Consider the following 24,773-nt stretch of genomic DNA (forward strand, 5'->3'; position numbering starts at 1 on the left):
GGCATTTTGCAGTTTGAACAGTATTTATATTCTATTTCGTGATGAAACGGATGATCCGATCAGTCAGGCCGGTATAGGGCGGCTTGATCATATCCGTTGAGGCGGGCGTATATTTGTTCAGTACCGGCATGGCTTTGGAGAATGTCAGAAAGCCGTCATGTCCGTGATAATGCCCCATGCCACTTTGCCCGACGCCGCCAAAGGGCAGATCACCGCAGGCAAAATGATAGAGGGTATCATTGATGCATACGCCACCGGCCACGACTTGCGAAAGCACGGTTTCAATTTCTGCCGAATTATCGCTGAAGCAATAAAGCGCCAAGGGCCGCTCATGGTTCAGAATAGAGGCAATTGCCTCATCAATCGACCGATAGCTGATGACCGGCAGCAGCGGGCCGAAAATCTCCTCATTCATGATTGCGCTGGTCGGCGTTGGTTCAAGAATAAGCGTCGGTGTCATTAGCCGTGGATGGCTCGGCGTTGCGGCTTCGTCCAATAAAGGCATGACGGCTTCGCTTTTGCTTCTTGCGTCATCAAGCAATCCAGCAAGACGTGAATGCTGCATCTCATTGATGATCGTCGTGCGGTCTGCTTGAGCCGTCTCGCCGCTATAACGCTTTTGCGTTTCTTCTCTTAACAAGCCCACAAATGCATCGCGCTTGCTGTGATGGATAAGCACATAATCTGGCGCAATACAGGTCTGGCCAGAGTTGAAATATTTGCCCGTCGCAATGGATGCAGCAGCACGCTTTATGTCGGCGCTTTCACTGACAATGGCAGGTGACTTTCCACCAAGTTCCAGTGTGACGGGCGTAAGGTTTTCAGCTGCTGCTTTCATGATCTTGCGACCTACGGCAGTTGATCCTGTGAAGAACAGATGATCAAAGGGCAGGGCGGAAAATTCAGCTGACAGTTCGGCATCACCCAGCGCAACCGTGGCACGGTCTTCTGGAAACACATCGGCAATCAGCTTACGCAGAAATTCGGACGTATGCGGTGTATGCTCGGAAGGTTTCAAGAAAACGTGGTTTCCGGCGGCGATTGCAGCAACGAGTGGAGCAAGTGCGAGATTGACCGGATAATTCCACGGCGAAATAATGCCGACAACACCAAGCGGCACAAAACGCACTTCGGCCTTCGCAGGCCAAAGCTTCCAGCCAGCCTTGCGGCGCTGCGGCTTCATCCAGCGTTTGAGATGATGCAGCGTGTGGTCGATTTCGGCAAAAACGACACTGGCTTCACCCAGCAGTGTTTCATGGATCGAGCGATTGCCAAAATCCGCATTGATCGCCTTTGCCATATCCTCAAGGCGCTCATGCAGCAGCTTACGCAAACGCCGCAGATCATCGACACGCTGCTCATAGGAGGGGCGGTCGTCGAGCCAGCTTTGCCGTAAACGCTGAAAGGTCGTGCGAAGCTGAGTATCAGCGCTCATAGGCAAAGTTCTCGGTTGATCGGGCAAAGAGGAATTGTGCTGCATAATACGTGCTTAAGACCCAAAATCCAGCCAACGGGATTGGCGTGTGGAAGCGGTTGAAGGCCAGCAACGTGTCGCTTGCCATGGAAAATAGGCCACCAGCGGCAGCAAGCCATGCGCTATAACGCGATGTGGTTTCGGGCGGCATTGAGATTGCGCGGCTGAAAGCCTGCGCTGCCATAACTGCAAGCGCAATCGCATAGATAACAACCGGAATTTTCATGGCATTGGGCAGGCTGGTCCAAAGGCCCGCTATAATCGCAATTGCAAAAACGGTAAATATTACAAAGACAAGCTTGTTGCCTGCGAATTTCGTATTGCGACACAGCGCATAGATATAGATGCAATGGGTGATCAGAAAACAGATGAGTCCTGCCAGAAAATAATCGCCCGGCAGCATCAGAAATAAGTCACCCGCAGCTGCAAATAAAAGACCAAAGGCAATCGTGAAGCCATAGGTTTTGGAGATCAGGCGCGGGGCTGCCAGAATAGCGCAGAGCAGCAGCAATGTTGCCGTGGGCTTTGTGAGATAGTGAAGCCAGCGCCAGAAAGCTGAATCATCATTTTGGCCCATGAGACTGCCTAAAATCGCACAGGCAGCACAGATGAAAAACAGTTTGAAAAACACACTATGGCGTTCAAAGTCGAACAGCTTCTTGTGTCGCATTTTGCTCCCCCATTGCTTTTGTCAGGCCGTTCCCTTGTTTTTCTGAGGCCTTCTATGTGGCTTACTGCTTGCTTTGCTTTTCTGCCTCACGCCGACGTTTACGACCCATGCGCTCGGCACGCGTGGAAAGTTCGCTGTTTCCTTCGAGATCAGATTGTAGAATGAGGCCATGCTCTTTGAGCCAGCGAATAATCTCGCCGAACTCAAGATCATAGGTAGGCTGCACCATCTGATTTGGTCCTCAACTTGCAATCACTTTCAGGCAGGATGCGCGGAGTTGCTGCATGTGGCAAGGCCCAAAGCTTTGCGATGCTAGAAAGCCTGGCGGGTTAACGTTTTATTAACCATTCGCTTTCACTATGAGGACATAACTGTTGCGGTGACTGCGGATGTACCAGCACTGTCGACAAAGAAAAAAGCCCGGTTTGGCCGGGCTTTTTTGTGTTTACTGTGTATTGTTTCTCATAAACGTTGCTTGGACGCATCGTCGAAGAAATGGCATTTCGGTGTTGAGAATGAAACATGCACCGGCTGGCCCACTTCCAATGCAATGCGCTCCCGCACGACCCAGGTAAGTTCCTGGCCCTGAATATCCAGGACAACGTGCGTTTCAGATCCGGTTGGTTCCACAACCTTCACAACTGCTTCAATGTCGTCAGCACTGCCAATTGAAATATCTTCAGGTCTGATGCCGAAAACAACCTTTTTACCAACAGCATCAGACGGTGCACCAGCGACATTTATAATCAGGCCGCTTTCCAAGTTTAGCTGGTTTGCATCTTTGAGCGTTCCGCTAAAGAAGTTCATTGCGGGGGATCCAAGAAAGCCTGCAACGAAAACGTTCTTCGGGCGGTCGTATAGTTCTAACGGCGAGCCAATTTGCTCAACTTTGCCAGCGTTCAGCACCACGATTTTGTCGGCCATTGTCATGGCTTCGATCTGATCATGCGTGACATAGACAATGGTCGTTTTCAGCCGCTGATGCAGGGCCTTAATTTCGGCACGCATTTTTACGCGAAGCTTTGCATCAAGGTTAGACAGTGGCTCGTCAAACAAAAACACTTTTGGGTTGCGTACGATTGCGCGCCCCATTGCAACACGCTGACGCTGTCCACCCGACAATTGTGCAGGCTTTCGATCAAGGAGCGGCTGAAGCCCTAAAATCTCTGCCGCTTCATTGACCTTCGTGGCTATGTCTTGCTTGCTGGAGCCTGCAAGCTCCAGCGCGAAGCCCATATTCTGGGCAACAGTCATTTGCGGATAGAGCGCATAGTTCTGGAAAACCATCGCAATGTCGCGGTCCTTGGGCTGAAGATTATTTACAACGCGCCCGCCAATGCTGATCTCTCCTGATGTGATGTCTTCAAGGCCTGCAATCATGCGCAGCAGTGTCGACTTTCCGCAGCCAGAAGGGCCAACAAGAATGACAAACTCGCCATCGTTAATCTCGACATCGACACCATGGATGATGTCAACTGTCCCATAAGATTTCTTGACATTCGCAATGCTCAACTCAGACATATGCAAACCTTCCTGATTTATTTCTTACGCCGTACACGCAGTGCCTGATATGGCTTGCGCGGCAGCGATACACCAAAGGCAGCGTCCGGTTTTCCACCACGCACGATTGCGCCATGTCGCACTGGATGGGTGATAGGAGCAGCGATCTTTTTCGCCGGCTCTATCGTCATTTCCCATGTGTCGATCAGATCAACTTCATAGTCGTCACTATCCATAGGAAGCCCGGATGACCACACAACAGGCTGGTGTTCACCAAGGTAAATCAGCCTGAAATCACCGTCGCCATCGCGTGCACCTGAAACGCGTGACCAGGGCCACTGTTTTGCAGGCGCAATGGGCTCCAGCCCATGTTTGACATCCGCTTCCAGAAGATCGCGAAGAAAGCCGATGCGCTTCCATGCTTCGCCGTGCAGCTTACCGCCCTTTGCCCACCAGATAAGATCATTGGCATCGGAATAGGTTTCACCGTGACCGACATAGCCACCGCGCGCCATTGAGATCCAATAACGGTGTACCAGTTCCTGTGGGGTCAAATTACCCCAGGATTCGAGAATGTCGCCTTCATATTCGGGTTCGTCGTTCACGACTGGCTTGCCGTATGTGTCACGCCATTCCTGTGTCTTTTTCACATCTGGGTTCTGAATGCAGATATGCGTGACCCAAGGTTTGCGGTGGTCATAGTTTGAATTGACATCGCCATTATGGATAGAGCGCAGATGCTGATAGGGGTCGTTCTCTTCCAGAATCTGGAAATATCGATCCCACTGTTCCATCGGCTTTGTGTCGAGCAAGAAGTCATACTCATTGGCGAGCGACCACCATACATTGCGATAGGCGGACAGGCGGGCAGCGAGATATTCGACATAGCGATAATCCTGCTCAGCGCTCATGTCTGCATAGCCCCACCGATCATAAGGGTGGAACATGATAATATCGGCTTCAATGCCTAGTTCACATAGCGCTGCAACCTGCTTTTCAAAATGCCTGAAATGCTCGGGATTTGGTCTGTCAAAGTTCTCTTTGCCGTCGGCATCTTTCTCAAAGCAGAGATGCAGAGGTTCGTTGGTATTATAAGGATAGTCTTTCGGGAAAACACCCATACGGATCTTATTGAAGCGCGCGTTTGCAAGCGTTTCCAGTGTCTCGTCCTGCATGTCGAGCGGCTGATGTGTCCAGGCATAGCAGGTCGTACCAAACGAAAAGAACGGCGTGCCATCCGCATAGGCGAAATGGAACTTGTTACGCACGCGAACCGGTCCGTGATTATTGGCTGAAGGCTGCGCTGCCTGAAGGGAGCCAGTTTTACCCTCAAGCTCCTTTGTTGCGGAGCGTGTGGTAAATGTCCATTCGCCTTCAAGGTCCGGCATAAATCGAAGACGATAAGTCCCATTGCCGTCATAGAAACCTGGAACGCGAACTTCACGGCTTTTATGTTTGAAAATGGCATCAAAGGCCACGTCGAGATAGGGATTGCCAGCGGAAGGTCCAGCAAAGGATGCTTCAAAAACACCCCATTTTTCGACGGTTGCACCAGACATGCGTTTTCTCCTCAGAATTTACTGAATGCTCGTTAGCCTTTGACCGCGCCAGAGGTCAGGCCAGAAACGAAATAACGTTGGAAGATCAGATAGACGATCGTGGCGGGAAGGACGGTCATCACGATTGCCGCATTTAACTGCCCGTAATCACTGGAGAATTGCCCCTGAAATGACATCAGTCCCAGCGGAAGTGTCCACATGCCCTGATCTTGCAAAAGCACAAGTGCCATCGCAAATTCATTCCACGTCGACACGAAGTCCAGAATGAAAAGCGCTGCGAGAACAGGCAGGCAAACCGGCAGAAAAATACGGCGGAAGATGGTAAAGTGGCTTGCACCATCAATCAGAGCTGCTTCGGACAACTCCTTTGGAATTCCTTTGAAGAAGCCATGCAGGATGAAGACCTGATAAGGGACGCCGAACGCAATGTAAGGCAGAATGACGCCAATATAGGTATCAATCAGCCCGAAAGAGTTTACGAGCGTGAACAGCGGAGCGAGCATGACCTGAAACGGAATCATCGTTCCAAAAACAACGATCAGAAGCAGTAGCTTATTGAATCGTAGCTTTATCTTGGCCAGGGCATAGGCGGCCATGGCAGACACCAGCAGTCCGATTGGAACCTTGATCGCCGTGATGATCACGCTGTTGAAGAACGAACTGGCAAAGCTGCCACGGTTCCATGCGCTTGAATAATTACCCCATGCCCATTCGACAGGTGGCATGAATGCCCCGGTACTTGTTACGGCGGCAGGTGTCTTCAATGATGTAAACACAATGAAAACAAAAGGGGCGACCCAGATGACAGCGATCACGAACAAGCTGATCCACAAGCCGATCAGCACCGGGTCACGTTGTATCTTAGACGGAGCTTGAGAGAGCGAAGTGGCGGTCACGATTCCAACTCCTCGTTTTTCTGCATCCAGCGCAGGTACGGAACTACAATTGTCATCGTGATCAGGAGCAGGACGACGGAAATTGCTGCGCCACGCCCAAAGTCGAAAATCTGCATAGCTTGTGTGAAGGCCCAAAGTGCCAGCATCTGCGTGCCTTGCGCTGGGCCACCACCGGTGAGGCCATAAACAATATCGAATGCTTTGAGTGATGAAATGATGGAAAGCACCAGAACGACGGTCATCGTTGGTCGAAGTGCGGGCAATGTCACATGCTTAAAGACTGCCCAACGCCCGGCGCCATCTATTCTTGCGGCTTCAATAAGCGTTTGTGACACGTTTTGAAGTCCGGCAAGGAACAAGACCATCGAAAAACCAACGGTTTGCCAGACATAGGCAACAAAGACTGAGTAAAGCGCGATGCTCTTGTTACCGAGCCAATCCTGAATCCAGGATTGCAATCCCCAATTGGTCAGCAACTGGTTAAACAGCCCGAAGAACGGATCGTACATCCATTTCCACATCGTCGCGACAGCGATCGGTGCGATGATAACCGGGAGGTAAAATATCGCACGCAGGCTGTTTCGGCCGAATATTTTCTGGTTGAGGCTCAATGCCAGCAACAAGCCGACGACAGGAGGAATGACGAGGCTCAACAATGTCCAGATGATGGTATTTTTGAAAGCAACCCAGAACACAGGGTCATTGGTAAATATTGCAGAATAGTTGGAGAAACCAACAAACCGGCGCTCAGGATCAAGCCCATTCCATTTCTGGAAGCTCATGATAATGACGTCGAGCATTGGATAGAGCGCGAACACGCCGTATATTGCTAATGCGGGGATCAGCAATATTGACGCTTGGCTACGTGGTGTCTGAATGATTGCTTTCAGCGACATGCTTTCCTCCAGGCAGCAATAAGCCGCCTTGATGATTGTGGTCCTGCGAGCTGCCTGAACAATATGCTCAGGCAGCCCGCATCCGGGGAGGATTAGTTTCGGGCCGTGATGAACGTTTGCATTTGTTTTGCGGCGTCATCGGAGGTCATGTCACCGGCAGCAACACTGTTGATAACGCGGAAGTATTCGGTCGTCACATCCAGCGGGAATGCCTGATCGCCGTTCATATAAACGGTGCCGTATTTGTTAAAAATATCAAGCCATTCAGCTTCGAGCGGAATTTGATTTTCGTATTTTACGTTCTTATTGACAGAGACTGCGCTGATCTGCCCGACGAGATCCTGCTGGACTTCAGTAGACAGGAAATAATCCAGGAATTTCGCTGCAATATCAGGGTTTTTGCTTTTTGAGCTGATGTAATTATACTCACCAAAGCCATAGAGGCGGCCGGTGTCGGTCGGGAATGTGAAAATACCATAATCATCCAGATTGACGCCGGTACCGTTCAACTGACTTACCAGCCAGTCTCCCTCCAGCATCATAGCTGCTCGCCCTGCGGTGAAGAGGCTGTAAGATTGCTTGTTATCAATGCCCATGAATGGCTGAAGCGTATAATCCTTCGTCCATTTACCGAATTCCTCAAAGGCATCCTTTGCACAAGGCTCCCCAGACCAGTCTGCCTGCATTGCCTTCAAAGCATCATGCTTTTCAGCACCACACTTTGTTTCCAGAATGACGTCCATCAGACGCATAACATGCCAATTGACCGATCCACCAAATGTAAAGGCGGGAATGCCGGCATCCTTGAGTTTTTGCGCGGCAGCCAGCAGTTCGTCATAGGTTTTCGGCTCTTCTGTGATGCCAGCTTGCTCAAACAATTTCTTATTGTAGTAAACTGCTTCACCCTTGAAGGTGAAAGGAACGCCGTGTTTGCCACCTGGATACAGGTCAGCAAAGGCCGCTGAGGCCGGGAGCAGCTCGTCTTTCCATTTATATTCAGTGTAATATTTATCGAGCGGCAGCGATAAGCCAGCTTTCACATATTCGCCGCCAAGTCCGAGACCCGCCCAGCTGAAATAAATATCAGGTCCGCGATTGGAGCCTGCTGCCACACGAAGCGCTGTTTTGTGCTCATCAATGGCACGCTGCACAATCTCGACCTGCACGTCAGGATTTGCCGCTTCAAAATCAGTCGCTACCTTTTTCAGTGCGACATTGGCGGCATTGTTATCAAAATTAAGCGTCCAGATCGTCAGCTTCTCGGCATGAGCGGGCGCTGTTGCGACGCCAAGAGCAAGCACACTGGTCAGGCTTATAGACTTCAGAATTGCGGATAGATTTTGCACTCGGTTCCTCCTCGCAACGGGTGGTTTCCACCCGTCCCATAACTGCACATCACCAAACATTCGATGTCGAAATCAGGGCCCATTGGTTCTCCTCCATCGGCCCGACCTCCCATCTAATTTCGCTAAACTGTCTAAACCTGTCAATACTTATTTCGTACACGAAAAAAGTATGATGAAAATAGCGGCTTGTTAGGTTATAAAGTGCATTAATTTCGCACATTTATTCAAAAACGAAATAAGTTGCACCTGTGAGTAATTCGCGTCATGGATACGGCTGGAGGATTAATGGTTGGCTTTAAAGAGATATTTGATGATCACGAATCTCCCGTTGGAAAAATTCTCCGGACGGTCGCCAGCCTTGGTTCAGCAAGTGCAACGGATCTTGTAAAGAAGACGGGACTTGCACGCTCGACAGTCTCTACAATCCTGACGGAACTTAAAATCAACGAGGCCGTTCTCGAGACGGAAACGCGAAGCAGCGGTTTTGGTCGCCCTACCAAAATTATATCGCTCAACCCTTCCCAAGCTTATTGTGCGGGAGTTTTGTTCGGGCTCGCGGAAATACGTATCGCGGTCTGTGATCTGGGCCATAATGTCATTGCTGATATCTGGTTCGAGATGAGCGAAGATTACACCCCGCAAGAAGCTGCGATCTGCGTTCGAGACCAACTGGCTGTTGAATGTGCGAAGCTTAATATTGCAATTCGTGATTTGCTCGGCGTCGGTTTAGCGATTTCGGCCCCGGTTTCTTACGAAGGTACCGTGTTGAACGGTTCTATCCTGCCGACCTGGTGTGGCATTGATATTGCGGAGATATTTTCCGCTCATATCGACTGCCCACTGTTTGCAGAAAACGAAAGTCATTGTGGCGCGCTGGCTGAAATGACCTGGGGTGCTGCCATTGGTCTGAGTAATTTCGTTCTATACAAATTCGATCTTGGTATTGGCGGTGCGATTGTTATTGATGGGACGGTTCAGCGCGGTGCTTATGGCAATGCTGCAGAGTTTGGTCATATTTCACTCAACCCGCACGGGCCCCTTTGTAAATGCGGCAATCGTGGGTGTCTGGAAACCTATGCGGGTGGCTTTAATTTGATGCAGATGGCTGAGCAGGCCACAGGCGAAAAGCTTACCTTTGATGACTTTATCAGACAGGCACAAACAGGTGTTTCACCTTATGACCGGCTAATACAGGATTCTGCTGAAATGGCGGGCTGGGCGATTGGCATCACCTCTACCATATTGAGCCCGCCTGATATTATCATTGCTGGAAAGATTGCGGCCATCGGACCAAGCTTTCTGCGTTTGGTTGAGCAGAATTTCGAGAAACATGCTGTGCGGCCGCCGACACATGCACCGCATGTTCGCAAACCAAACTTCATCATTGGTAAGTTTCTACGTAATGACGATACCGTGCTGGGTGCAGTTGCGCTGGTTTTGCATCAACATGGGTTGATCGCTAAGCCTTAGTCACCTGAGAATGCTAAGCACTGCTCTTGAAATACTGGCTGACTTGTTGACGCAATACTGAGGGCGTAAAACCATACAGGTTTCGAAATGCCCGGCTAAAATACGCAGGGTCGTCGAAGCCCGCATTATAAGCAATCTGTGCAATGCCGGATTGATCACCACGCACAATTACTGAGCGCGCAACCTCGAGTCGCCGTTGTAGTAGATAGCGCGAGAAGGTGGTGTTCTCTCGCTTGAATAATTTTTGAATAGCGCGAGATGTAATGCCCTCGGATTGCGCTAATTGTATTAAAGAGAAATCGCTATTGGAAATTTGCTCTTCAATTTGTTCTTTAATAGTTTCGATGCGCCTGATTGGTGAAACCTGTTTATTTATGGCCTGCAGATTCTCAACCAACATTGGCAATAGCTGATAAAAATGTTGAACCATTGTTGCAGCATCGCGTTCGTTTTGATGCTCATTTTGCAGCAGATAACCTGCATAGGTCACCAGTAGCTGTAAAGGCAGATGTGTGAAAGGCAGGGGCTTGCCGAACAGTTTACCAATGTCCGGAATCTCATGTGTCGCTGCCTTTCGCGGAATATATGCGCAATCAAGGCGTCCACCTGTCGGTAACGTTAGCAAAAGCGGAGCGTCTGACGGAACAAAAACAACGTCACCACGCGCCATATTTATCCGGCTATCCTTTTGTTCTACCGAGACAGGACAGCTCATCGCTCTTAAAATTAAAATGCCTGCTTCTCGTGACCCCGGTGCGGATAAAAAGGTTCGATTGAGCGGGAAGTAGATCGTCGTCAAAGACAACAGAGGGTGTTTCCAGAATAGTCCGCGCACGGATGAAAGATCGCCGTTCGCTTGGGTTATCAAGGGGGTGCCCATCATATCGCGCAGGATCTGAAGGCAAGGTTGCAAACCATCAGGCACCCTTGAAGCTATATTTCCGAGTTTTTGCGGCATAATCGCTTCTGTCATTTCAACTCTCTACAGCCTTCGAGGTTCACTTTAGTCCCCTTCAGGTTCGCTTTTCTCCAAGCAAGGTTCCTATAGATTATTTAAATATGACTGCAATGGTCTTGTTTGACAATCGCGCATATAAGCGAGGCAATGCGTCTTCGCTTCTTCGGAGAGAATAATGCACAGTAAATATCACGGCGTTTCGCTTCTCACGCTCATTGCAATTGGAAGCATCGTTGGCAATGCGATGGCGCAGGACAAAAAGCAGGAATTGGTTCAGGCTGAAAAACCTGCTGCTAAAACCAATGGCGTTATGGTTCTGGATACTATTGCAGTGACAGGCAGCCGTGGTGGACAGCAGATTTCTGAAACTGCCCGCACCATCTATGTCGTAGATGCTCAGCAAATCGAAATGCGTGCGCGTTCGGGCGAAACCATTCAGCAAATTCTTGCACAGGAAATTCCAAGCTTTGACCCTGCCAGTCAAGGTGCACGCACATCCTATGGTCAAAACCTTCGCGGACGCACGGCACTTGTGTTGATTGATGGCATATCGATGAATTCCGCTCGTGGCTTAAGCCGCCAGTTTGATTCAATTGATCCATTCAACATTGAGCGAATTGAGGTTCTGTCCGGTGCAACGTCGCTGTACGGCGGCAATGCAACTGGCGGTATCATCAATATCATCACCAAAAAAGGCAAAGACGCGCCTGAAGGTGTGCATGCCGAAGTCACTGCTGGTATCGAGAGCGGTTTCAGGACCAGTCAGGACTTTGACCGGAATGGCGGCGCCGCAGTCACGTATAACAGTGAAGCCTGGGATGCGCGTCTCTCTTTAGCAGGCAATCGGACCGGAGCATTCTATGATGCTGACGGGACCATGATTGTGCCTGACATTACTCAGACTTCAACAGCCTTCAATCAGCGTATTGATTTTATGGGCAATGTTGGCTTCCAGATTGATGCTGATCGCAGGCTTGAAGTCACTGGCCAGCTTTTCAACTCTGAACAGAAGTCCGATTATAGTGTTTACTTCGGCCAGAATCTCGCCGGGTTGCGCAATCCGAGCCTCATTGAAACGCGCGATAATTATACGTCGGATTTCAATCCGCGCACCCGTCGCGCTATGGTCAATGCAACCTATACCGACAATGACTTTTCGGTCAGCAGCTGTTGGTGCAAGGGTTCTATCGCAGTGAACAGATGAATTTTCATCCGTTCCCGAGTTCAACCTATTTCTATGGCAGCTCTCAGGATACTGATTATTATGGTATGAAAGCTGCTGTCATTTCCGAGCCGACAGAAAAAATCAACATCACTTACGGCATTGATGCCGACAGAGACTCGCTTTCATCCAGCCAGAATATCTTCGATATGAGGACAGCACTTGCTTCTGGGGCAATGAATTTTGAAACAATGGGCGTTACAGGTCTTTACCCTAAGATCGATGTGACAAATCTGGCAGGATTTGTTGAAGGTTCTTATAAGGCGACCGATAAGCTGACGTTCAGCGGCGGCGTTCGTTATCAGTACACAAAGACAAAAGTTGGCGATTTCGTCGGCGCGGCACAGCAGATCGCTATTCTGAATGGTCTGGCGTCTTCGGCGGATTCGATGTCAGGAGGAGACGTAGATTATGACGCTTTTCTGTTTAATGCCGGTGCTACTTACAGTCTGACTGATACGCAGCAAGTCTATGCGAATTTCAGTCAGGGCTTTGAGCTTCCTGATCCCGCAAAATATTACGGCGCTGGTGTATATGCCCTGTCCGGCGGGCATTACAATTTGCTTAGCAGCGTCAATGTATCAGACTCGGCGCTTGAAGCGATCAAAACCAATTCATTCGAAATTGGCTATCGCCTTGATGACGGAACTTACAACCTGGAGGGAGCTGGATTTTACTCCACCTCTGACCGTTCGATTGTGCTCAACCGTACTACGCTTGCCGTTGAATTGCAGGATAATGACCGAAGGGTTTATGGCTTTGAGGGTAAGGCTGGCATGAAGCTCAGCCATGGTTTTGACATTGGCGCTTTAGGGCAGTGGGTGCGCACCGAGGTTAAGAATGATGGTGACTGGGTCAAAGATACGATTGGCAGCGCCAGCGTATCCAAACTTGGTGGCCATATTGGTTGGGGCAATGACCAGCTTAACCTTCGTTTGCAGGGGCAGCACGTATTCAATCTTGATGACTATGCCGGGTATAAAATCGAAGGCTATACCCTGTTCGATATGATGGGCTCTTATCGCGTTGAGAAAATCGATACGACGCTTAATTTCGGTGTCCTGAACCTGTTCAATAAGGAATATAATACGGTTTGGGGCTCGCGCGCCAAGGCTCTTTATGGTGCATTGGCACCTGAAGAAATCTTTGACTACAAAGGTCGTGGCCGTACCTTTGCGCTGTCTGTGAGCAAGAAATTCTGATGACTGAACGACAGCTGCCGTCTATTGAGGAGCCAAAAGGCGCGTATGCGCGCCTTTATGCCGTTCTTGGTGGTCTCTATCTCGCGCAGGGGATACCGACCTATCTGTTACTCGTTGCTCTTCCGCCATTGATGCGCGAACAGGGCGCTTCGCGTACCGCAATAGGGCTGTTCTATCTTTTGATGATTCCGCTCATTGCCAAGTTTGCTATTGCGCCTTTCGTGGATCGACATCCGCTTATTCAGCGCTGGGGGCATCGCAGAAGCTGGGTCATTGTCACTCAGATTATTGTCTCTCTCGGCATTGCCAGTATGGCGCTGGTTCAGCCGCAACAGGCGGGGGCTCTATTTGCAATCTGTTTCTGCATTACGCTCCTGTCGTCTTTGCAGGACATTGCGACGGATGGTTATGCGGTGCGTCGCCTTAATGATCAGACGCGTGCTACAGGCAATGCAATTCAGGCAGGTGCTGTGGCTCTTGGCGTTATCATAGGCGGCACGCTTGCGCTCGTGCTCTTCCATAAGATTGGCTGGCGGCCGACCATCCTGATCGTAGCGGCCCTTTCGCTATTACCATTGCTTGCCGCATTTGGCATGGATGAGAAACCAGATAATACAACAAGTGAAACAGCACCGTGTCCCAGTTTGAAGCGTTTCTTTAAGCAGCCGAGCGCCTGGTATATCTTGGGTTTTGCACTGACCTATCGTGCAAGCGAAGGGATGGTCAGGGGGATGGAGGGCTCATATCTGGTTGATATTGGCTTGCCGCTGTCGTGGATCGGCTATCTTTCAGGTGCTTCCGCGGCAACAGCCGGGCTGGTTGGTGCCGTTATGGCAGCGATCCTGATCCGCTCGACCGGGCTTTTTTCTACGCTTATTATTCTTGGATTGGCGCGAACTGTATGTTTTCTGGCGCTTACCTTCAATGCAGGTGAAATTTGGCCCGGTGTAGAGATTGCAATGGCTGCCTCGGCTTTTCAAACCTTTCTGCGATATATGGAGCTGGTCGCGATTTATTCGTTTTTCATGAAGTTTTCTTCGTCCGATCAGCCCGGAACGGACTTTACGATTCTTGCTTGTGCAGAACTGCTGATCTATCTGATTGGATCTTCAGTGGCAGGTTATCTGGCAGACAAGTTAGGCTATGCAGATCTCTTTATGCTTGCAACTGTGCTGTCGCTGCTCGGGATCACCTTAACCTACTTCATTTTGCGAAAACTGGGTGGCAATACTCTAACCGAAGCTCCGGCGCGTACGGTGTGAAACAGATGGGCGCTGCTTTCGTCACGTCTAAATTGTGCTGGAATACGGCGGCTGTTTGCAGCCGCCGTATTGCCTTGAAAGAGCGGTGGCGGCGCCCCTTACGGGTAACTGCGTCTTGAATTTTTGAGAACCACATTCAACCGTAAGATACAAAAAAGCCCGCTTGCGCGGGCTTTTTGGGGTGCTTCTGGACCTTGGTAGTGGTCTGAAGACTTGGAAATGGTGCCCAGAAGAGGACTCGAACCTCCACGCCCTTGCGAGCGCCAGCACCTGAAGCTGGTGCGTCTACCAATTCCGCCATCTGGGCGACGAGGACCGATCTAAGGGGTCAGCCTGCTTCTGTCAATCGTGATTTCTTACTTCTATCAGCTTTTTTTCACATTGCGGATTGAAGCAATCAAAAAGGCAGGAAAACGCAGATCGGGCGCGGGGCGTTAGAGCTTCCGCGCCCGAAAAATCCTTATGCAGAAAGCACTTCCTTGGAAGCGACAGTCGAATCGGCATTCAGCTTGTAGATGATCGGAACGCCGGTATTGAGTTCCTGCTTGAGGATTTCTTCCGGTGTCAGGCCATCAAGCGCCATAATCAGCGCGCGCAGCGAATTGCCGTGTGCGGCAACCAGAATGGTTTCGCCACGCAGAACGTGTGGCTGGATGGTGTGCAGGTAATAAGGCCAGACGCGCGCACCGGTGTCTTTCAGGCTTTCGCCACCCGGAGGAGGGACGTCATAGGAACGGCGCCAGATGTGAACCTGCTCTTCGCCCCATTTTTCGCGTGCGTCGTCTTTATTGAGGCCAGACAGATCGCCATAGTCGCGTTCGTTCAAAGCCTGATCGCGGATGGTTTCGAGATCGGACTGGCCGAGTTCGTCGAGGATGTGCTGGCACGTAACCTGCGCGCGCGAAAGGCCCGATGTATAAGCGAGGTCGAACTTAAGGCCAGCAGCCTTCAGGCGCTGACCAGCAGCTTTAGCTTCAGCGTGGCCCTGTTCGGTGAGGCCCGGATCGCGCCAGCCGGTAAACAGGTTCTTGAGGTTCCATTCGCTTTGGCCGTGGCGGACCAGGACGAGGGTACGAGACATCGCAGCACTCCGTTGGGATAATTATTAGTTAGTCGTTAAGTCCAAGAACATCGAGCATGGAATAAAGGCCGGGCTTTTTGCCATGCGCCCAAAGTGCCGCTTTCACAGCGCCACGGGCAAAGATTGAACGGTCCTGCGCATGGTGAGAGAGCGTGATGCGCTCGCCTTCGCCAGCCAGAATGACGTCATGGTCGCCAATGACAGAACCGCCGCGCAATGTTGCAAAACCGATAGTGCCTTGCTCACGCGGGCCGGTATGTCCATCGCGAACACGCACGCTGTTCTGTTCAAGATGGATGGCGCGACCGAGGGCAGCGGCTTCACCCAGCAGAAGGGCGGTGCCTGATGGCGCATCGACCTTGTGCTTGTGATGCATTTCGAGAATTTCAATGTCGAAGTCTTCAGGTCCAAGCGCTTGAGCAGCCTTTTTCACAAGGCCGGACAGAAGATTGACGCCAAGGCTCATATTGCCAGACTTGACGATTGTTGCGTGGCGGGCTGCCGCCAGAAGCTTCTCGTTCTCATCGTTCGAAAAACCCGTTGTGCCAATAACATGCGCGATGCGCGCCTGAGCCGCGAGGCCGGCATAATCAACGCTTGTGGCGGGCGTGGTGAAATCAAGGACGCCCTGCGCTTTTGCGAACACTGGTAACGGATCATCCGTGATTGCGATACCGAGATTGCCGACGCCTGCGACTTCGCCTGCATCTTTACCAAGAAATGGTGAGCCGGGACGCGCAATGGCACCCGCAAGGCGAGCCCCATCAATAGCATGGATAGCTCGGATGAGCGCTTGTCCCATGCGACCGTTCGCACCAACAACCACCAATCCGATTTCAGCATTCTCAGCCAATGGACTTTTCCTCCGTGCCATTGTTCCCGATAAGCAATTCGTCTTTGCCGCTCTGCAGTTCATAGAAACGGGCATAGACGCCGTTGGGTATCTTAATCAGATCGCCGTGACGACCTTCTTCGACAACATGTCCTGCTTCCATAACGACGATACGGTCCGCGTTAACAACTGTTGAAAGTCGGTGCGCGATGACGATGGTCGTGCGGTCATGCATGATGTGATCGAGCGCCTGCTGAACGCGCTTTTCCGACTCGTTATCGAGTGCTGATGTTGCTTCATCAAGCAGCAGAACTGGCGCATTGCGCACAATCGCACGGGCAATCGACACCCGCTGACGCTGACCACCTGAAAGTGTTACGCCGTTTTCACCAACGGGCGTGTCGTAGCCCTGTGGTTGTTGCAGAATGAACTCATGTGCGTTGGCAAGCTTGGCAGCCTCGATAATATCATTCTGTGTCGCATCCGGGCGTCCGTAGCGGATATTATCGGCAATCGTGCCTTCAAACAGATAGGGTTGCTGGGAGACATAGGCCACGGAATGGCGAAGCGAATGTTTCGTGACTTTGGCAATATCCTGTCCGTCGAACAGAATTTTCCCGTCCGTGACATCGTAAAACCGCTGCACAAGGTTGATTAGCGTTGATTTGCCAGCACCTGATGCGCCAACGATTGCGGTGGTTTCACCTGCCTTTGCGGTAAAGCTGATGCCGTGCAAAACAGGCACTTTATTTGCATAGGAAAAATGCGCATTCTGGAAGTCAATTTCGCCTGTGCCAGCTTTAAGCTCTGTTGCGTCCGGCGCATCACCCTGATTAGGTTCAATATCCAGAACTTCATAGATCATGCGCGCATTAACGAGTGCGCGTTCAAGGCCAACCTGCAGACGTGCCAGACGGCGGGCAGGATCATAAGCCAGAAGCAGGGCTGTGATGAAAGCGAACATAGAGCCGGGAGGCTGCTGGTTCAGAATTGCATTATATCCGCTATAGGCCAAAACGCCCGCAATCGCGATGCCAGCGAGAATTTCTGAAATAGGGGTCGTGCGTTCTGAAACGCGGGCAATCTTGTTGCTACGGTTTTCGGTCTGATCGATGAGCAGATCGATTTTGCCACGAAGCTGCTCTTCCATTGTGAAGGCTTTCACAATGGCAATACCCTGAACAGATTCCTGCATCGCACCCAGCAGATGCGAGTTTAGATGCACCAGATCACGGGTAACGGTGCGGATGCGGCGCGAAATATAGGCGACCGCAAGAACCAGCGGTGGACCAATCAGAAAGACTGCCGCCGACATATATGGGTCGGTATAAAACATCATGCCGACCAGACCGATCAGCGACACGAAATCGCGCGCGATCGAGGTGATGGTCATGTTGAGAAGATCACGGATGCCGTTGACGTTCTGATTTATCTGCGCTGCCAAATGGCCAGAGCGCGTATCGTTATAAAAATCCAGCCCGAGCTTCATCAGATGGTCGAAAATGCGCTTTTGATAGCGGGCAACCAGATTGTTGCCGATCTTGGCAAGCTCGACCGCCTGAACGTAGCTCGACAGACCGCGCATGACGAAAATGCTGAGGATAGCTCCGCAGATAATCCAGATGAGACCGATTTGCTGTTCATAGAAAATCTTGTCGATCATCGGCTTCATCATATAAGCCAGACCAGCATTTGAGCCACCCACGATCAGGGATGCGCAAATTGCAATCGCATAGCTCTTTTTATACTGATGCACATTCTCCGACATCATGCGGCGAATGACGCGCGTGGCCTCGCTCGGGTCGATCTTCTTCTTTTTCTTTTTGAATAAGCTCACGGGCAAAGTGCTTTTTATTTGGCAGCCAAAGGCCGCAATAGGTGTCTGTTTGCAGCGCTTCTATAGCGTTATCTTTGTGGCTTGACCATGCCTGAGAATAAAAGCCCCATCAGTCAATGCGCCAGCGACGGCCTTTGGTAGCGACTTCAAACCGCGTCGGCGCGCGCGCAAATGCGGATAATCCGCTTAAAGCGGCAAGCGGATGGACCACTACGCGTACCGGAATTTCGCGCATGAAATGGCTGTGTGGTGCCTTGTCTTCAAAGGCTGTACGGAACGATCCGGCCTGAAGCGCGGAGAGAATGCGCTGTGGAATGCCGCCGGACAAATAGACGCCGCCATGTGCTTTGAAAACGAGCGCCAGATCACCAGCAATGCGTCCCAGATAGGTCACGAAAAGTTCCAGCGTTTCGACAGCCTGTGCATTGCTGCGATCAAGACCGGCTGCGGTAATATCCGGTGGCGTATCAAGAACTGGAGTCACCTTGTCGGCGGCGCAGATTGCAAGATAAAGATTGCGTAGACCGCGACCGCATAGGATCTGTTCCGCTGCAACGCGTCCTTCAATAGTCTCGATATGCGGGAACACTTCATAGTCACGCGCGCTGCGTGGGCCAATATCGATATGACCGCCTTCGCCGGGGACGGGAACCCATGCTTTGCTGGTGCGCACAAGCCCGGCAACGCCTAAGCCTGTGCCTGGTCCGAGCACAACGCGGGTGGCGACGATCTCTTCGTCATTGCCACCGATCTGATGCAAATATTCTTTATCAATTGAGACAACGGCGAGCGCTTGTGCCTCAAAATCATTGAGAACGGTTACGTCTTCAAAGCCCAGATTGGCTATCAGCTGCTTTGGGCGCACAACCCAATCGCAATTGGTGAGATCAATTTCGTCGCCATCGACTGGACCTGCAACCGCAAGAATTGCCGAGCGCGGACGAATGGATGTGTGGTTGAGCACTGTTTGCTCGATTGCATCATCAATCGTTGCATAATCAGCCGTTTGAACGACCGGAAATTCTTTAGGCTCGGCATGAGAATCAACAAGCAGTGCAAAACGCGCATTGGTGCCACCGATGTCGCCGACGAGGACGGGAAACTTGAAACTCTGGTCAGCGTTAATCATTGTGTGCCTTGCTGTCTCGTTTATTCTTATTATTGGCGGATGATACCGGAGTGCTGGATTAATCCAGCACTTTTATAAGTCTGTCTGCCGTTGCAGGGTTGAGTGCCATCGGAATGTCGTAGACGCTGCCAAGACGGGTCAGGGCTTTCACGTCCACGTCATGCGGGAGTGGCGAAAGCGGATCAATGAAGAAAAACAATGCTTGCACAGTGCCTTCTGCGATCATTGCACCAATTTGCTGATCACCACCCAATGGACCGCTCTTAACACGCAAAACATTGAGCGAAGGACACGCTTCCTGAATAAGCCCGCCAGTCGTGCCGGTTGCCACAATATCGTAGTGCGCCAAAGACTTCTCGTGGCTGCGTGCGAAAGCAACCATCTCGTCCTTTTTCAGATCGTGGGCAATCAATGCAATGCGCAGGCGGTCGGACATGAGAATGATAACCTTGTCACACGTTTTTTTACGCACATCTTGTTCCGAAAACCGGTTCCCACTTTTCGGGATGTGCTCTGAGTTAAATCGTTTGAAAGCTATAGCGAAGCCATAAGCCAGTGAAAAGCTTGTTTTCTATACACGCTTTAATTGGCATTATAGATCACATCTGCGATGGAATCGGGCGAGGGACCGTTCAGCACCGAAGCGCAAGCCTTTGGTAGATCTGAAACCATCACTGGCTTTGGCTTTTTCGGCGGCTCTTTGGATGGCTTTGCTGGCTTCCACGGCTCATCTGTAAACCACCACGCAAGCGACTTATCGCAACCATCGCCGCCTGTGACTTTCGGCTGCGGCGTGCAATCCGGCGATCCCGGCTGGCAATGCAATCTCACATGGAAATGATAGAAATGGCCCCAGTAAGGGCGCACTTTTCCAAGCCATTTTCGATCGCCTGTGACGGTGTCGCAAAGTTGCTTCTTGATGCCAGGATGAACGAAGATGCGTTCAACTTCTGGATAGCTGGCAGCATGTTTGATGAGTGCGGTGCGCGCTGGCGTCCATTTCTTCGGATCGACGTAAAGTGAATCGCTTTTCAACATTGATACGGCAGACACGCTTTCGCGCTCGGCGTCTGTGAAGCGCTTTTTGGGCATGGGCGTCAGCCAGATGTCGGCATCAAGCCCGACCTGATGTGAGGCATGGCCGGTCAGCATTGGCCCGCCACGCGGCTGCGAAATATCTCCAACTAGAAGTCCCGGCCAGCCGTCTTTTACGGCATCGCGGGAAAGCTTTTCTAAGAGCCCGATTGTGCGCGGGTGCCCCCAATTGCGATTGCGCGACAAGCGCATAACTTGCCAGTTTGGACCATCCAAAGGGAGCGCAACGCCACCGGAAAGGCAGCCCTTGGCATAAAAGCCAATGGATTGGGCCTCCTGCGCTACCACTGGAAGCTTTTTGCTACCGAATGCCTGTTTTGCTGGTGCATCCTGCGCAAGCGCTTGCGCAGCGAATTCCGGCGCAATCATCGCCGAAAGGCAGGTTGCAAGGACGAAACGCGACCAGAATTTGGAGAGAAATCTCTTAGCCATGGGCAGTTTCCAAATAAATATTGCTCGAATCATTCGAACGGATAGCTAGGATTATGCTTCGCGTTGATCAAAACGGCAATTAATCACTTATTTTGCGCGTGTCTTTAGCCAAAGTTGGTTCCCACTTTTACGCGATACGCTTTAGCGCCAGTTCTCATCCCGCCACATGGCGCTAAAGGCCGTCTTGTAATCGGGATAGATAAATTCATAGCCCAGAGCTTTGATGCGCTGGTTGGAGACGCGTTTATTTTCGCCGTAGAATGAGCGTGCCATTGGCGTCATTTCCGCTTCGTTAAACGGAACTTCCGGCGGCGGGGCAACGCCCATCAGTTCTGCGGCATAGGTGACGACGTCTTGCGGTGGCGCTGGTTCATTATCGGTGATGTTGAATGCGCCGCCGGTGTTGGTGCCTGCAAGAAAGCGCAATGATCCGGCAATATCTTCCACATGGATACGATTGAAGACCTGATCTTCCTTGATAACGCGTCGTGCGGTGCCGCGTTCAAGATTGATGAAAGCATTGCGGCCGGGGCCGTAAATTCCTGACAGGCGCAAAAGAGCAACCGGCGTGCCGTGGCGCTCACTCAGCGCTTCCCATGAATCTTCTGCCTCAACGCGTTCAAGTGAACGTCGCGAACCGGGCTGGCGTTGCGCGGTCTCGTCAATCCAGTTGCCATCAAAATTGCCATAGACACCGACTGTTGAAAGATAGCCGATCCAGCGAACAGTATTGCCGGGGCGACGCAGTGCTTCCTCAACGATTGCAAGCGATGGATCGCCATTATCACGCGGTGAAATCGAGATAACTACGTGGGTTGATTTTGCGAGACGGTCAATGAGTTCCGGTGAAGCAGTTTCACCGTCGAAAATGATCGGTGCGATGCCGGATTTTTCGAGAAGCGGGAAATTTTGTTCGTTACGGGTGGTACCGTCAATGCGTTCTGCCTCTCCGGTCATCAGGCGGGAAAAGGCTCTCGCAGAATAACCGGCTCCAAACAGAAAAATGCGCATTCTAACAGTCCTCCAATTTCCATTCTGCACGCACCGTATCATCCTCTTCCAGAGAGGCCAGACGATTTTTTAGAATTTCGAAATGTTCTTCATCTGCGAGTTGCTTGAATGCCCAGATCGCCGCTCCACGCACAACAGCAGCAGGGTCTTCGAGTAGGCTTTCCACTTGCGGTACCAGCGAAGGATCGTCAGAGTTACCCGTTGCAATCAAAACATTGCGCAAAAAGCGGTCGCGTCCAATGCGTTTGACGGGGGAGCCGGAAAACAGCGTGCGGAAGCTCGGATCATCAAGGGCCAGAAAATCAGCAAGCCTTGGCGCCTTGAGCTCATCGCGCGCTCTCAGCTTCATCTCCCTGGTTGCTTGCGCAAATTTGTTCCAGGGGCAAACCGACAAGCAATCATCGCAACCATAGATGCGATTGCCCATTGCTTTGCGAAATTCGAGCGGGATCGGGCCTTTGTTCTCAATACTGAGATAGGAGATGCAGCGCCGCGCATCGATCCTGTATGGCGAGGGGAAGGCCTTGGTCGGGCAGGCGTCGAGACATGCACGGCACGAGCCGCAATGATCGCGATCCGGCTGATCGGGCGGGATGTCAGCGGTGGTAAAAATTGAGCCGAGAAACAGCCATGAACCGAGTTCGCGGCTGACCAGATTGGTGTGTTTGCCCTGCCAGCCAAGCCCTGCGGCCTGCGCTAGCGGCTTTTCCATCACGGGTGCCGTATCAACAAAGACTTTGACATCCTGACCTGCGCGCGCAGCAAAACGGCTCGCTACATGCTTGAGCTTGCCTTTGATGATGTCGTGATAATCGCGATTCTGCGCATAGACCGAGATTGCTGCGCGGTCTTTGTGTTTGAGAATTTCGAGCGGGTTGCTGTCCGGGCCGTAATTCATGGCAAGCACCATGATTGACCGGACTTCCGGCCATAAAACGCTCGGATTGCCGCGGCGTTCTTCGGTTTCTTCCATCCAGAGCATATCGGCATGATGGCCGTCAGCAATGTATTGCCGCAGACGCTGGGGCGCTTGCGGGATGGAATCAGGGCCAGTGAAAGCCACGGCATCGAAGCCGACAGCTTTCGCCTCTTCGATCAGAAACCGCTTGAGCTTGAGTGCTTTTTCCGCAGCTTGATTATTGTCAGAAATCGAGGTCGCCATAATGAGCCACTGGAGCCAGTCCGCGCACACGATCAGCCAGGAGCGGACGGAAAGCAGGACGCGATTTCATGCGAGCATACCAGTCGCGCGCAGCTTTTGTCTCGCCCCATTCGATTTCACCAAGATAGTCGAGGACGGAAATAGATGCCGCCGCTGCCATATCCGCATAACTTGGATGACCACCGGCAAGCCAGTCGCGGGTGGCTGCAAGCCAGTCAATATAGCGCATATGCTGGCGAATATTGGTGCGCGCGGCACGAATGGCGGTCGAATCAGGTGCACTGCCGCCCATTTCGTCGGCCATCTGAAGCTTGAACACGCGTTCACGCGCGATATGGCGCGTGACTTCATTTTCGAGCTTGAGCAGAAACCAATCAACCAAGCGGCGCACTTCGGCGCGCTCCATTGGGCTTTCCGGCAGAAGACGACGGCTGCGCTTCAAGGCACCGCGTGTCTCGTCAAGATATTCGGCAATGACGGTTGCGCCGACGACCGGCAGGTCACGTTCGGCCAAAAGCACAGGAAGCGTTGCTGCCGGGTTAAGCGCAAGGAATTCCTTGCGGCGCGACCACGGACGCTCCTCGATCATTTCCGCTTCAACATCGTACTCGCCGAGAATAAGCCGCACATAGCGCGAGCCTGAAGACATAGGATGATGAAAAAGCGTAAGCATAATCGACGCGGTACTCTCGACTAAAAAAGCTCTGATTGAATTCCGCTCAGGAATTGTGGCTGGCATTTGCACCGGCAGCAGGTTTTTCTGCTGTCAGGAGATTTAAGCCACCTCAACGGAATGTTTAGGTTATAGGTGCTAAGCTTGATGGAGACAAGCAATCGCTGTAGGCGCTAATTGTAGCACTTTCATGCTTAACAGCTCGTCAAGATGCGCCATTTTTATCCTGCCACCTTCTAAGGTACTGACTTCATGGAAATTTATAATCTTCTGGAAGCCGCTTTTCTCGGTCTGGTCGAAGGTTTGACGGAATTCATCCCTGTTTCGTCGACGGGTCACTTGCTGCTGATCGGCCATTTTCTGGGCTTTGAATCCAACGGCAAGACCTTCGAGGTGCTCATTCAGCTTGGTGCGATCCTCGCGATCCTGACGGTTTATTCGTCAAAACTCATTAAAATTCTGACCGATTTTCCGCGTGATGCCCGCACACGGCGCTTTGTTTTCGGCATTCTGTTGGCTTTTTTACCTGCTGCCGTTATCGGCGCAATGGCGCATGGCTTTATCAAGAGCGTGTTGTTTGAAACGCCGATGCTGGTGTGCATTATGCTGATCCTTGGCGGTTTTATTCTGCTTTGGGTCGATCAGCTCGATCTTAAGCCGCGCTATAATAATGTGATGGATTATCCATTGCCGATTTGTCTGGCGATTGGTTTTGTGCAGTGCCTTGCCATGATCCCCGGCGTCTCGCGCTCAGGTTCCACGATTGTTGGCGCACTTTTGCTTGGGGCTGATAAGCGTTCGGCGGCAGAGTTTTCGTTCTTCCTCGCCATGCCAACAATGGCCGGTGCCTTTACCTATGATCTTTATAAAAGCCACAGCTCGCTGTCGATGAATGACACAGCGCTGATCGTCGTGGGCTTTATCATGGCGTTTATTTCAGGCGTTTTTGTCGTCAAGCATTTGCTTGATTATGTCTCGCGTCATGGCTTCAAGCTGTTTGCTTGGTGGCGTCTGATCGTCGGCTCACTCGGAATGGCAGCACTTCTGATTTGGGGCTAACCCGCAA

The 24,773-nt window shown here is 51.4% G+C and carries 21 protein-coding genes, 1 tRNA gene and 1 pseudogene; 4 read left to right on the plus strand and 19 right to left on the minus strand.

The features are described from left to right. Window positions 1–31: 31 nt before the first annotated feature. The 8 genes from WH356_RS06955 to WH356_RS06990 all read right to left on the minus strand — a co-directional run bounded on the left by WH356_RS06955 (window position 32) and on the right by WH356_RS06990 (window position 8,341). Complete coding sequence (locus tag WH356_RS06955; RefSeq protein ID WP_339509445.1) at window positions 32–1,435, minus strand: coniferyl aldehyde dehydrogenase; 1,404 nt, start codon at window positions 1,433–1,435, stop codon at window positions 32–34. Beyond that, window positions 1,425–2,144, minus strand: a complete 720-nt coding sequence (locus WH356_RS06960) for a lysoplasmalogenase (protein ID WP_339509446.1) — start codon at window positions 2,142–2,144, stop codon at window positions 1,425–1,427. The genes WH356_RS06955 and WH356_RS06960 overlap by 11 nt, the downstream gene beginning before the upstream one ends. Before the next feature lie 61 nt (window positions 2,145–2,205). Next, entirely contained in the window at window positions 2,206–2,373 is a 168-nt protein-coding gene (locus WH356_RS06965; RefSeq protein WP_339509447.1) for a hypothetical protein, read from the minus strand. Window positions 2,374–2,606: 233 nt separating this feature from the next. Beyond that, the gene (locus WH356_RS06970; protein WP_339509448.1) at window positions 2,607–3,665 is read right to left on the minus strand and encodes an ABC transporter ATP-binding protein; all 1,059 of its coding nucleotides are present in this window, start codon (window positions 3,663–3,665) and stop codon (window positions 2,607–2,609) included. Between the two features lie 17 nt (window positions 3,666–3,682). Then, entirely contained in the window at window positions 3,683–5,203 is a 1,521-nt protein-coding gene (locus WH356_RS06975; protein WP_339509449.1) for a DUF5060 domain-containing protein, read from the minus strand. A 32-nt stretch (window positions 5,204–5,235) separates the two neighbouring features. Then, window positions 5,236–6,099 (minus strand): carbohydrate ABC transporter permease, encoded by an 864-nt coding sequence (locus WH356_RS06980; RefSeq protein ID WP_339509450.1) that lies wholly within the window; start codon window positions 6,097–6,099, stop codon window positions 5,236–5,238. Beyond that, window positions 6,096–6,995, minus strand: coding sequence for a carbohydrate ABC transporter permease (locus tag WH356_RS06985; RefSeq protein WP_339509451.1), 900 nt, complete (start codon window positions 6,993–6,995; stop codon window positions 6,096–6,098). Before WH356_RS06985 ends, WH356_RS06980 begins: the two co-directional genes overlap by 4 nt. A 92-nt stretch (window positions 6,996–7,087) precedes the next feature. Further along, window positions 7,088–8,341: an ABC transporter substrate-binding protein gene (locus tag WH356_RS06990; RefSeq protein WP_339509452.1), complete on the minus strand. Its 1,254-nt coding sequence runs from the start codon at window positions 8,339–8,341 to the stop codon at window positions 7,088–7,090. Between the two features lie 285 nt (window positions 8,342–8,626). On the opposite strand from WH356_RS06990, the gene WH356_RS06995 reads away from it, so the two are divergent. Then, complete coding sequence (locus WH356_RS06995) at window positions 8,627–9,811, plus strand: ROK family transcriptional regulator (RefSeq protein WP_339509453.1); 1,185 nt, start codon at window positions 8,627–8,629, stop codon at window positions 9,809–9,811. A gap of 13 nt (window positions 9,812–9,824) precedes the next feature. Here WH356_RS06995 and WH356_RS07000 read toward each other — a convergent pair whose 3' ends face one another. Beyond that, a complete protein-coding gene (locus WH356_RS07000; protein ID WP_339509454.1) occupies window positions 9,825–10,784 on the minus strand; it encodes an AraC family transcriptional regulator in 960 nt (319 codons plus the stop codon). Between the two features lie 160 nt (window positions 10,785–10,944). Between WH356_RS07000 and WH356_RS07005 the strand changes: the two are divergent. Then, a pseudogene (locus tag WH356_RS07005) lies at window positions 10,945–13,193 on the plus strand (TonB-dependent receptor). Next, entirely contained in the window at window positions 13,193–14,455 is a 1,263-nt protein-coding gene (locus WH356_RS07010; protein ID WP_339509455.1) for a RhtX/FptX family siderophore transporter, read from the plus strand. Before WH356_RS07005 ends, WH356_RS07010 begins: the two are co-directional and overlap by 1 nt. 220 nt (window positions 14,456–14,675) lie before the next feature. On the opposite strand, the gene WH356_RS07015 is transcribed toward WH356_RS07010, so the two are convergent. The 10 genes from WH356_RS07015 to WH356_RS07060 form a co-directional block, all read right to left on the minus strand. Further along, a tRNA-Leu gene (locus WH356_RS07015) sits at window positions 14,676–14,762 on the minus strand. A gap of 153 nt (window positions 14,763–14,915) precedes the next feature. Further along, on the minus strand, window positions 14,916–15,536 hold the full coding sequence (locus WH356_RS07020) for a 2,3-bisphosphoglycerate-dependent phosphoglycerate mutase (protein ID WP_064321000.1): 621 nt from the start codon (window positions 15,534–15,536) through the stop codon (window positions 14,916–14,918). Between the two features lie 28 nt (window positions 15,537–15,564). Further along, window positions 15,565–16,389, minus strand: a complete 825-nt coding sequence (dapB, locus tag WH356_RS07025; RefSeq protein ID WP_445253642.1) for a 4-hydroxy-tetrahydrodipicolinate reductase — start codon at window positions 16,387–16,389, stop codon at window positions 15,565–15,567. Beyond that, the gene (locus tag WH356_RS07030) at window positions 16,382–18,205 is read right to left on the minus strand and encodes an ABC transporter ATP-binding protein (protein WP_339509457.1); all 1,824 of its coding nucleotides are present in this window, start codon (window positions 18,203–18,205) and stop codon (window positions 16,382–16,384) included. The genes dapB and WH356_RS07030 overlap by 8 nt, the downstream gene beginning before the upstream one ends. Window positions 18,206–18,314: 109 nt before the next feature. Continuing rightward, the gene (locus WH356_RS07035; RefSeq protein ID WP_339509458.1) at window positions 18,315–19,334 is read right to left on the minus strand and encodes a glucokinase; all 1,020 of its coding nucleotides are present in this window, start codon (window positions 19,332–19,334) and stop codon (window positions 18,315–18,317) included. A gap of 58 nt (window positions 19,335–19,392) precedes the next feature. Further along, window positions 19,393–19,770: a methylglyoxal synthase gene (locus WH356_RS07040; RefSeq protein ID WP_339509527.1), complete on the minus strand. Its 378-nt coding sequence runs from the start codon at window positions 19,768–19,770 to the stop codon at window positions 19,393–19,395. Window positions 19,771–19,916: 146 nt separating this feature from the next. Next, the gene (gene mepA, locus WH356_RS07045; protein WP_339509459.1) at window positions 19,917–20,861 is read right to left on the minus strand and encodes a penicillin-insensitive murein endopeptidase; all 945 of its coding nucleotides are present in this window, start codon (window positions 20,859–20,861) and stop codon (window positions 19,917–19,919) included. A 141-nt stretch (window positions 20,862–21,002) separates the two neighbouring features. Continuing rightward, on the minus strand, window positions 21,003–21,872 hold the full coding sequence (locus WH356_RS07050) for an SDR family oxidoreductase (protein WP_339509460.1): 870 nt from the start codon (window positions 21,870–21,872) through the stop codon (window positions 21,003–21,005). Between the two features lies 1 nt (window position 21,873). Continuing rightward, complete coding sequence (gene queG / locus WH356_RS07055; RefSeq protein WP_339509461.1) at window positions 21,874–23,034, minus strand: tRNA epoxyqueuosine(34) reductase QueG; 1,161 nt, start codon at window positions 23,032–23,034, stop codon at window positions 21,874–21,876. Continuing rightward, a complete protein-coding gene (locus WH356_RS07060; RefSeq protein ID WP_094506302.1) occupies window positions 23,015–23,707 on the minus strand; it encodes a glutathione S-transferase family protein in 693 nt (230 codons plus the stop codon). Before WH356_RS07060 ends, queG begins: the two co-directional genes overlap by 20 nt. 252 nt (window positions 23,708–23,959) lie before the next feature. Between WH356_RS07060 and WH356_RS07065 the strand changes: the two genes are divergently transcribed. Continuing rightward, window positions 23,960–24,766 (plus strand): undecaprenyl-diphosphate phosphatase, encoded by an 807-nt coding sequence (locus WH356_RS07065; protein WP_339509462.1) that lies wholly within the window; start codon window positions 23,960–23,962, stop codon window positions 24,764–24,766. Window positions 24,767–24,773: the final 7 nt, after the last annotated feature.

Source organism: Ochrobactrum sp. MYb379 (assembly GCF_037479515.1).
In the GTDB taxonomy this organism is placed as follows: domain Bacteria; phylum Pseudomonadota; class Alphaproteobacteria; order Rhizobiales; family Rhizobiaceae; genus Brucella.

Coding starts and splice junctions, on each gene's coding strand:
- WH356_RS06955 (WP_339509445.1), bottom strand. CDS start 1,435: ATGAGCGCTGATACTCAGCTTCGCACGACCTTTCAGCGTTTACGGCAA.
- WH356_RS06960 (WP_339509446.1), bottom strand. CDS start 2,144: ATGCGACACAAGAAGCTGTTCGACTTTGAACGCCATAGTGTGTTTTTC.
- WH356_RS06965 (WP_339509447.1), bottom strand. CDS start 2,373: ATGGTGCAGCCTACCTATGATCTTGAGTTCGGCGAGATTATTCGCTGG.
- WH356_RS06970 (WP_339509448.1), bottom strand. CDS start 3,665: ATGTCTGAGTTGAGCATTGCGAATGTCAAGAAATCTTATGGGACAGTT.
- WH356_RS06975 (WP_339509449.1), bottom strand. CDS start 5,203: ATGTCTGGTGCAACCGTCGAAAAATGGGGTGTTTTTGAAGCATCCTTT.
- WH356_RS06985 (WP_339509451.1), bottom strand. CDS start 6,995: ATGTCGCTGAAAGCAATCATTCAGACACCACGTAGCCAAGCGTCAATA.
- WH356_RS06995 (WP_339509453.1), top strand. CDS start 8,627: ATGGTTGGCTTTAAAGAGATATTTGATGATCACGAATCTCCCGTTGGA.
- WH356_RS07000 (WP_339509454.1), bottom strand. CDS start 10,784: ATGACAGAAGCGATTATGCCGCAAAAACTCGGAAATATAGCTTCAAGG.
- WH356_RS07010 (WP_339509455.1), top strand. CDS start 13,193: ATGACTGAACGACAGCTGCCGTCTATTGAGGAGCCAAAAGGCGCGTAT.
- WH356_RS07020 (WP_064321000.1), bottom strand. CDS start 15,536: ATGTCTCGTACCCTCGTCCTGGTCCGCCACGGCCAAAGCGAATGGAAC.
- WH356_RS07035 (WP_339509458.1), bottom strand. CDS start 19,334: ATGATTAACGCTGACCAGAGTTTCAAGTTTCCCGTCCTCGTCGGCGAC.
- WH356_RS07040 (WP_339509527.1), bottom strand. CDS start 19,770: ATGTCCGACCGCCTGCGCATTGCATTGATTGCCCACGATCTGAAAAAG.
- mepA (WP_339509459.1), bottom strand. CDS start 20,861: ATGGCTAAGAGATTTCTCTCCAAATTCTGGTCGCGTTTCGTCCTTGCA.
- WH356_RS07050 (WP_339509460.1), bottom strand. CDS start 21,872: ATGCGCATTTTTCTGTTTGGAGCCGGTTATTCTGCGAGAGCCTTTTCC.
- queG (WP_339509461.1), bottom strand. CDS start 23,034: ATGGCGACCTCGATTTCTGACAATAATCAAGCTGCGGAAAAAGCACTC.
- WH356_RS07060 (WP_094506302.1), bottom strand. CDS start 23,707: ATGCTTACGCTTTTTCATCATCCTATGTCTTCAGGCTCGCGCTATGTG.
- WH356_RS07065 (WP_339509462.1), top strand. CDS start 23,960: ATGGAAATTTATAATCTTCTGGAAGCCGCTTTTCTCGGTCTGGTCGAA.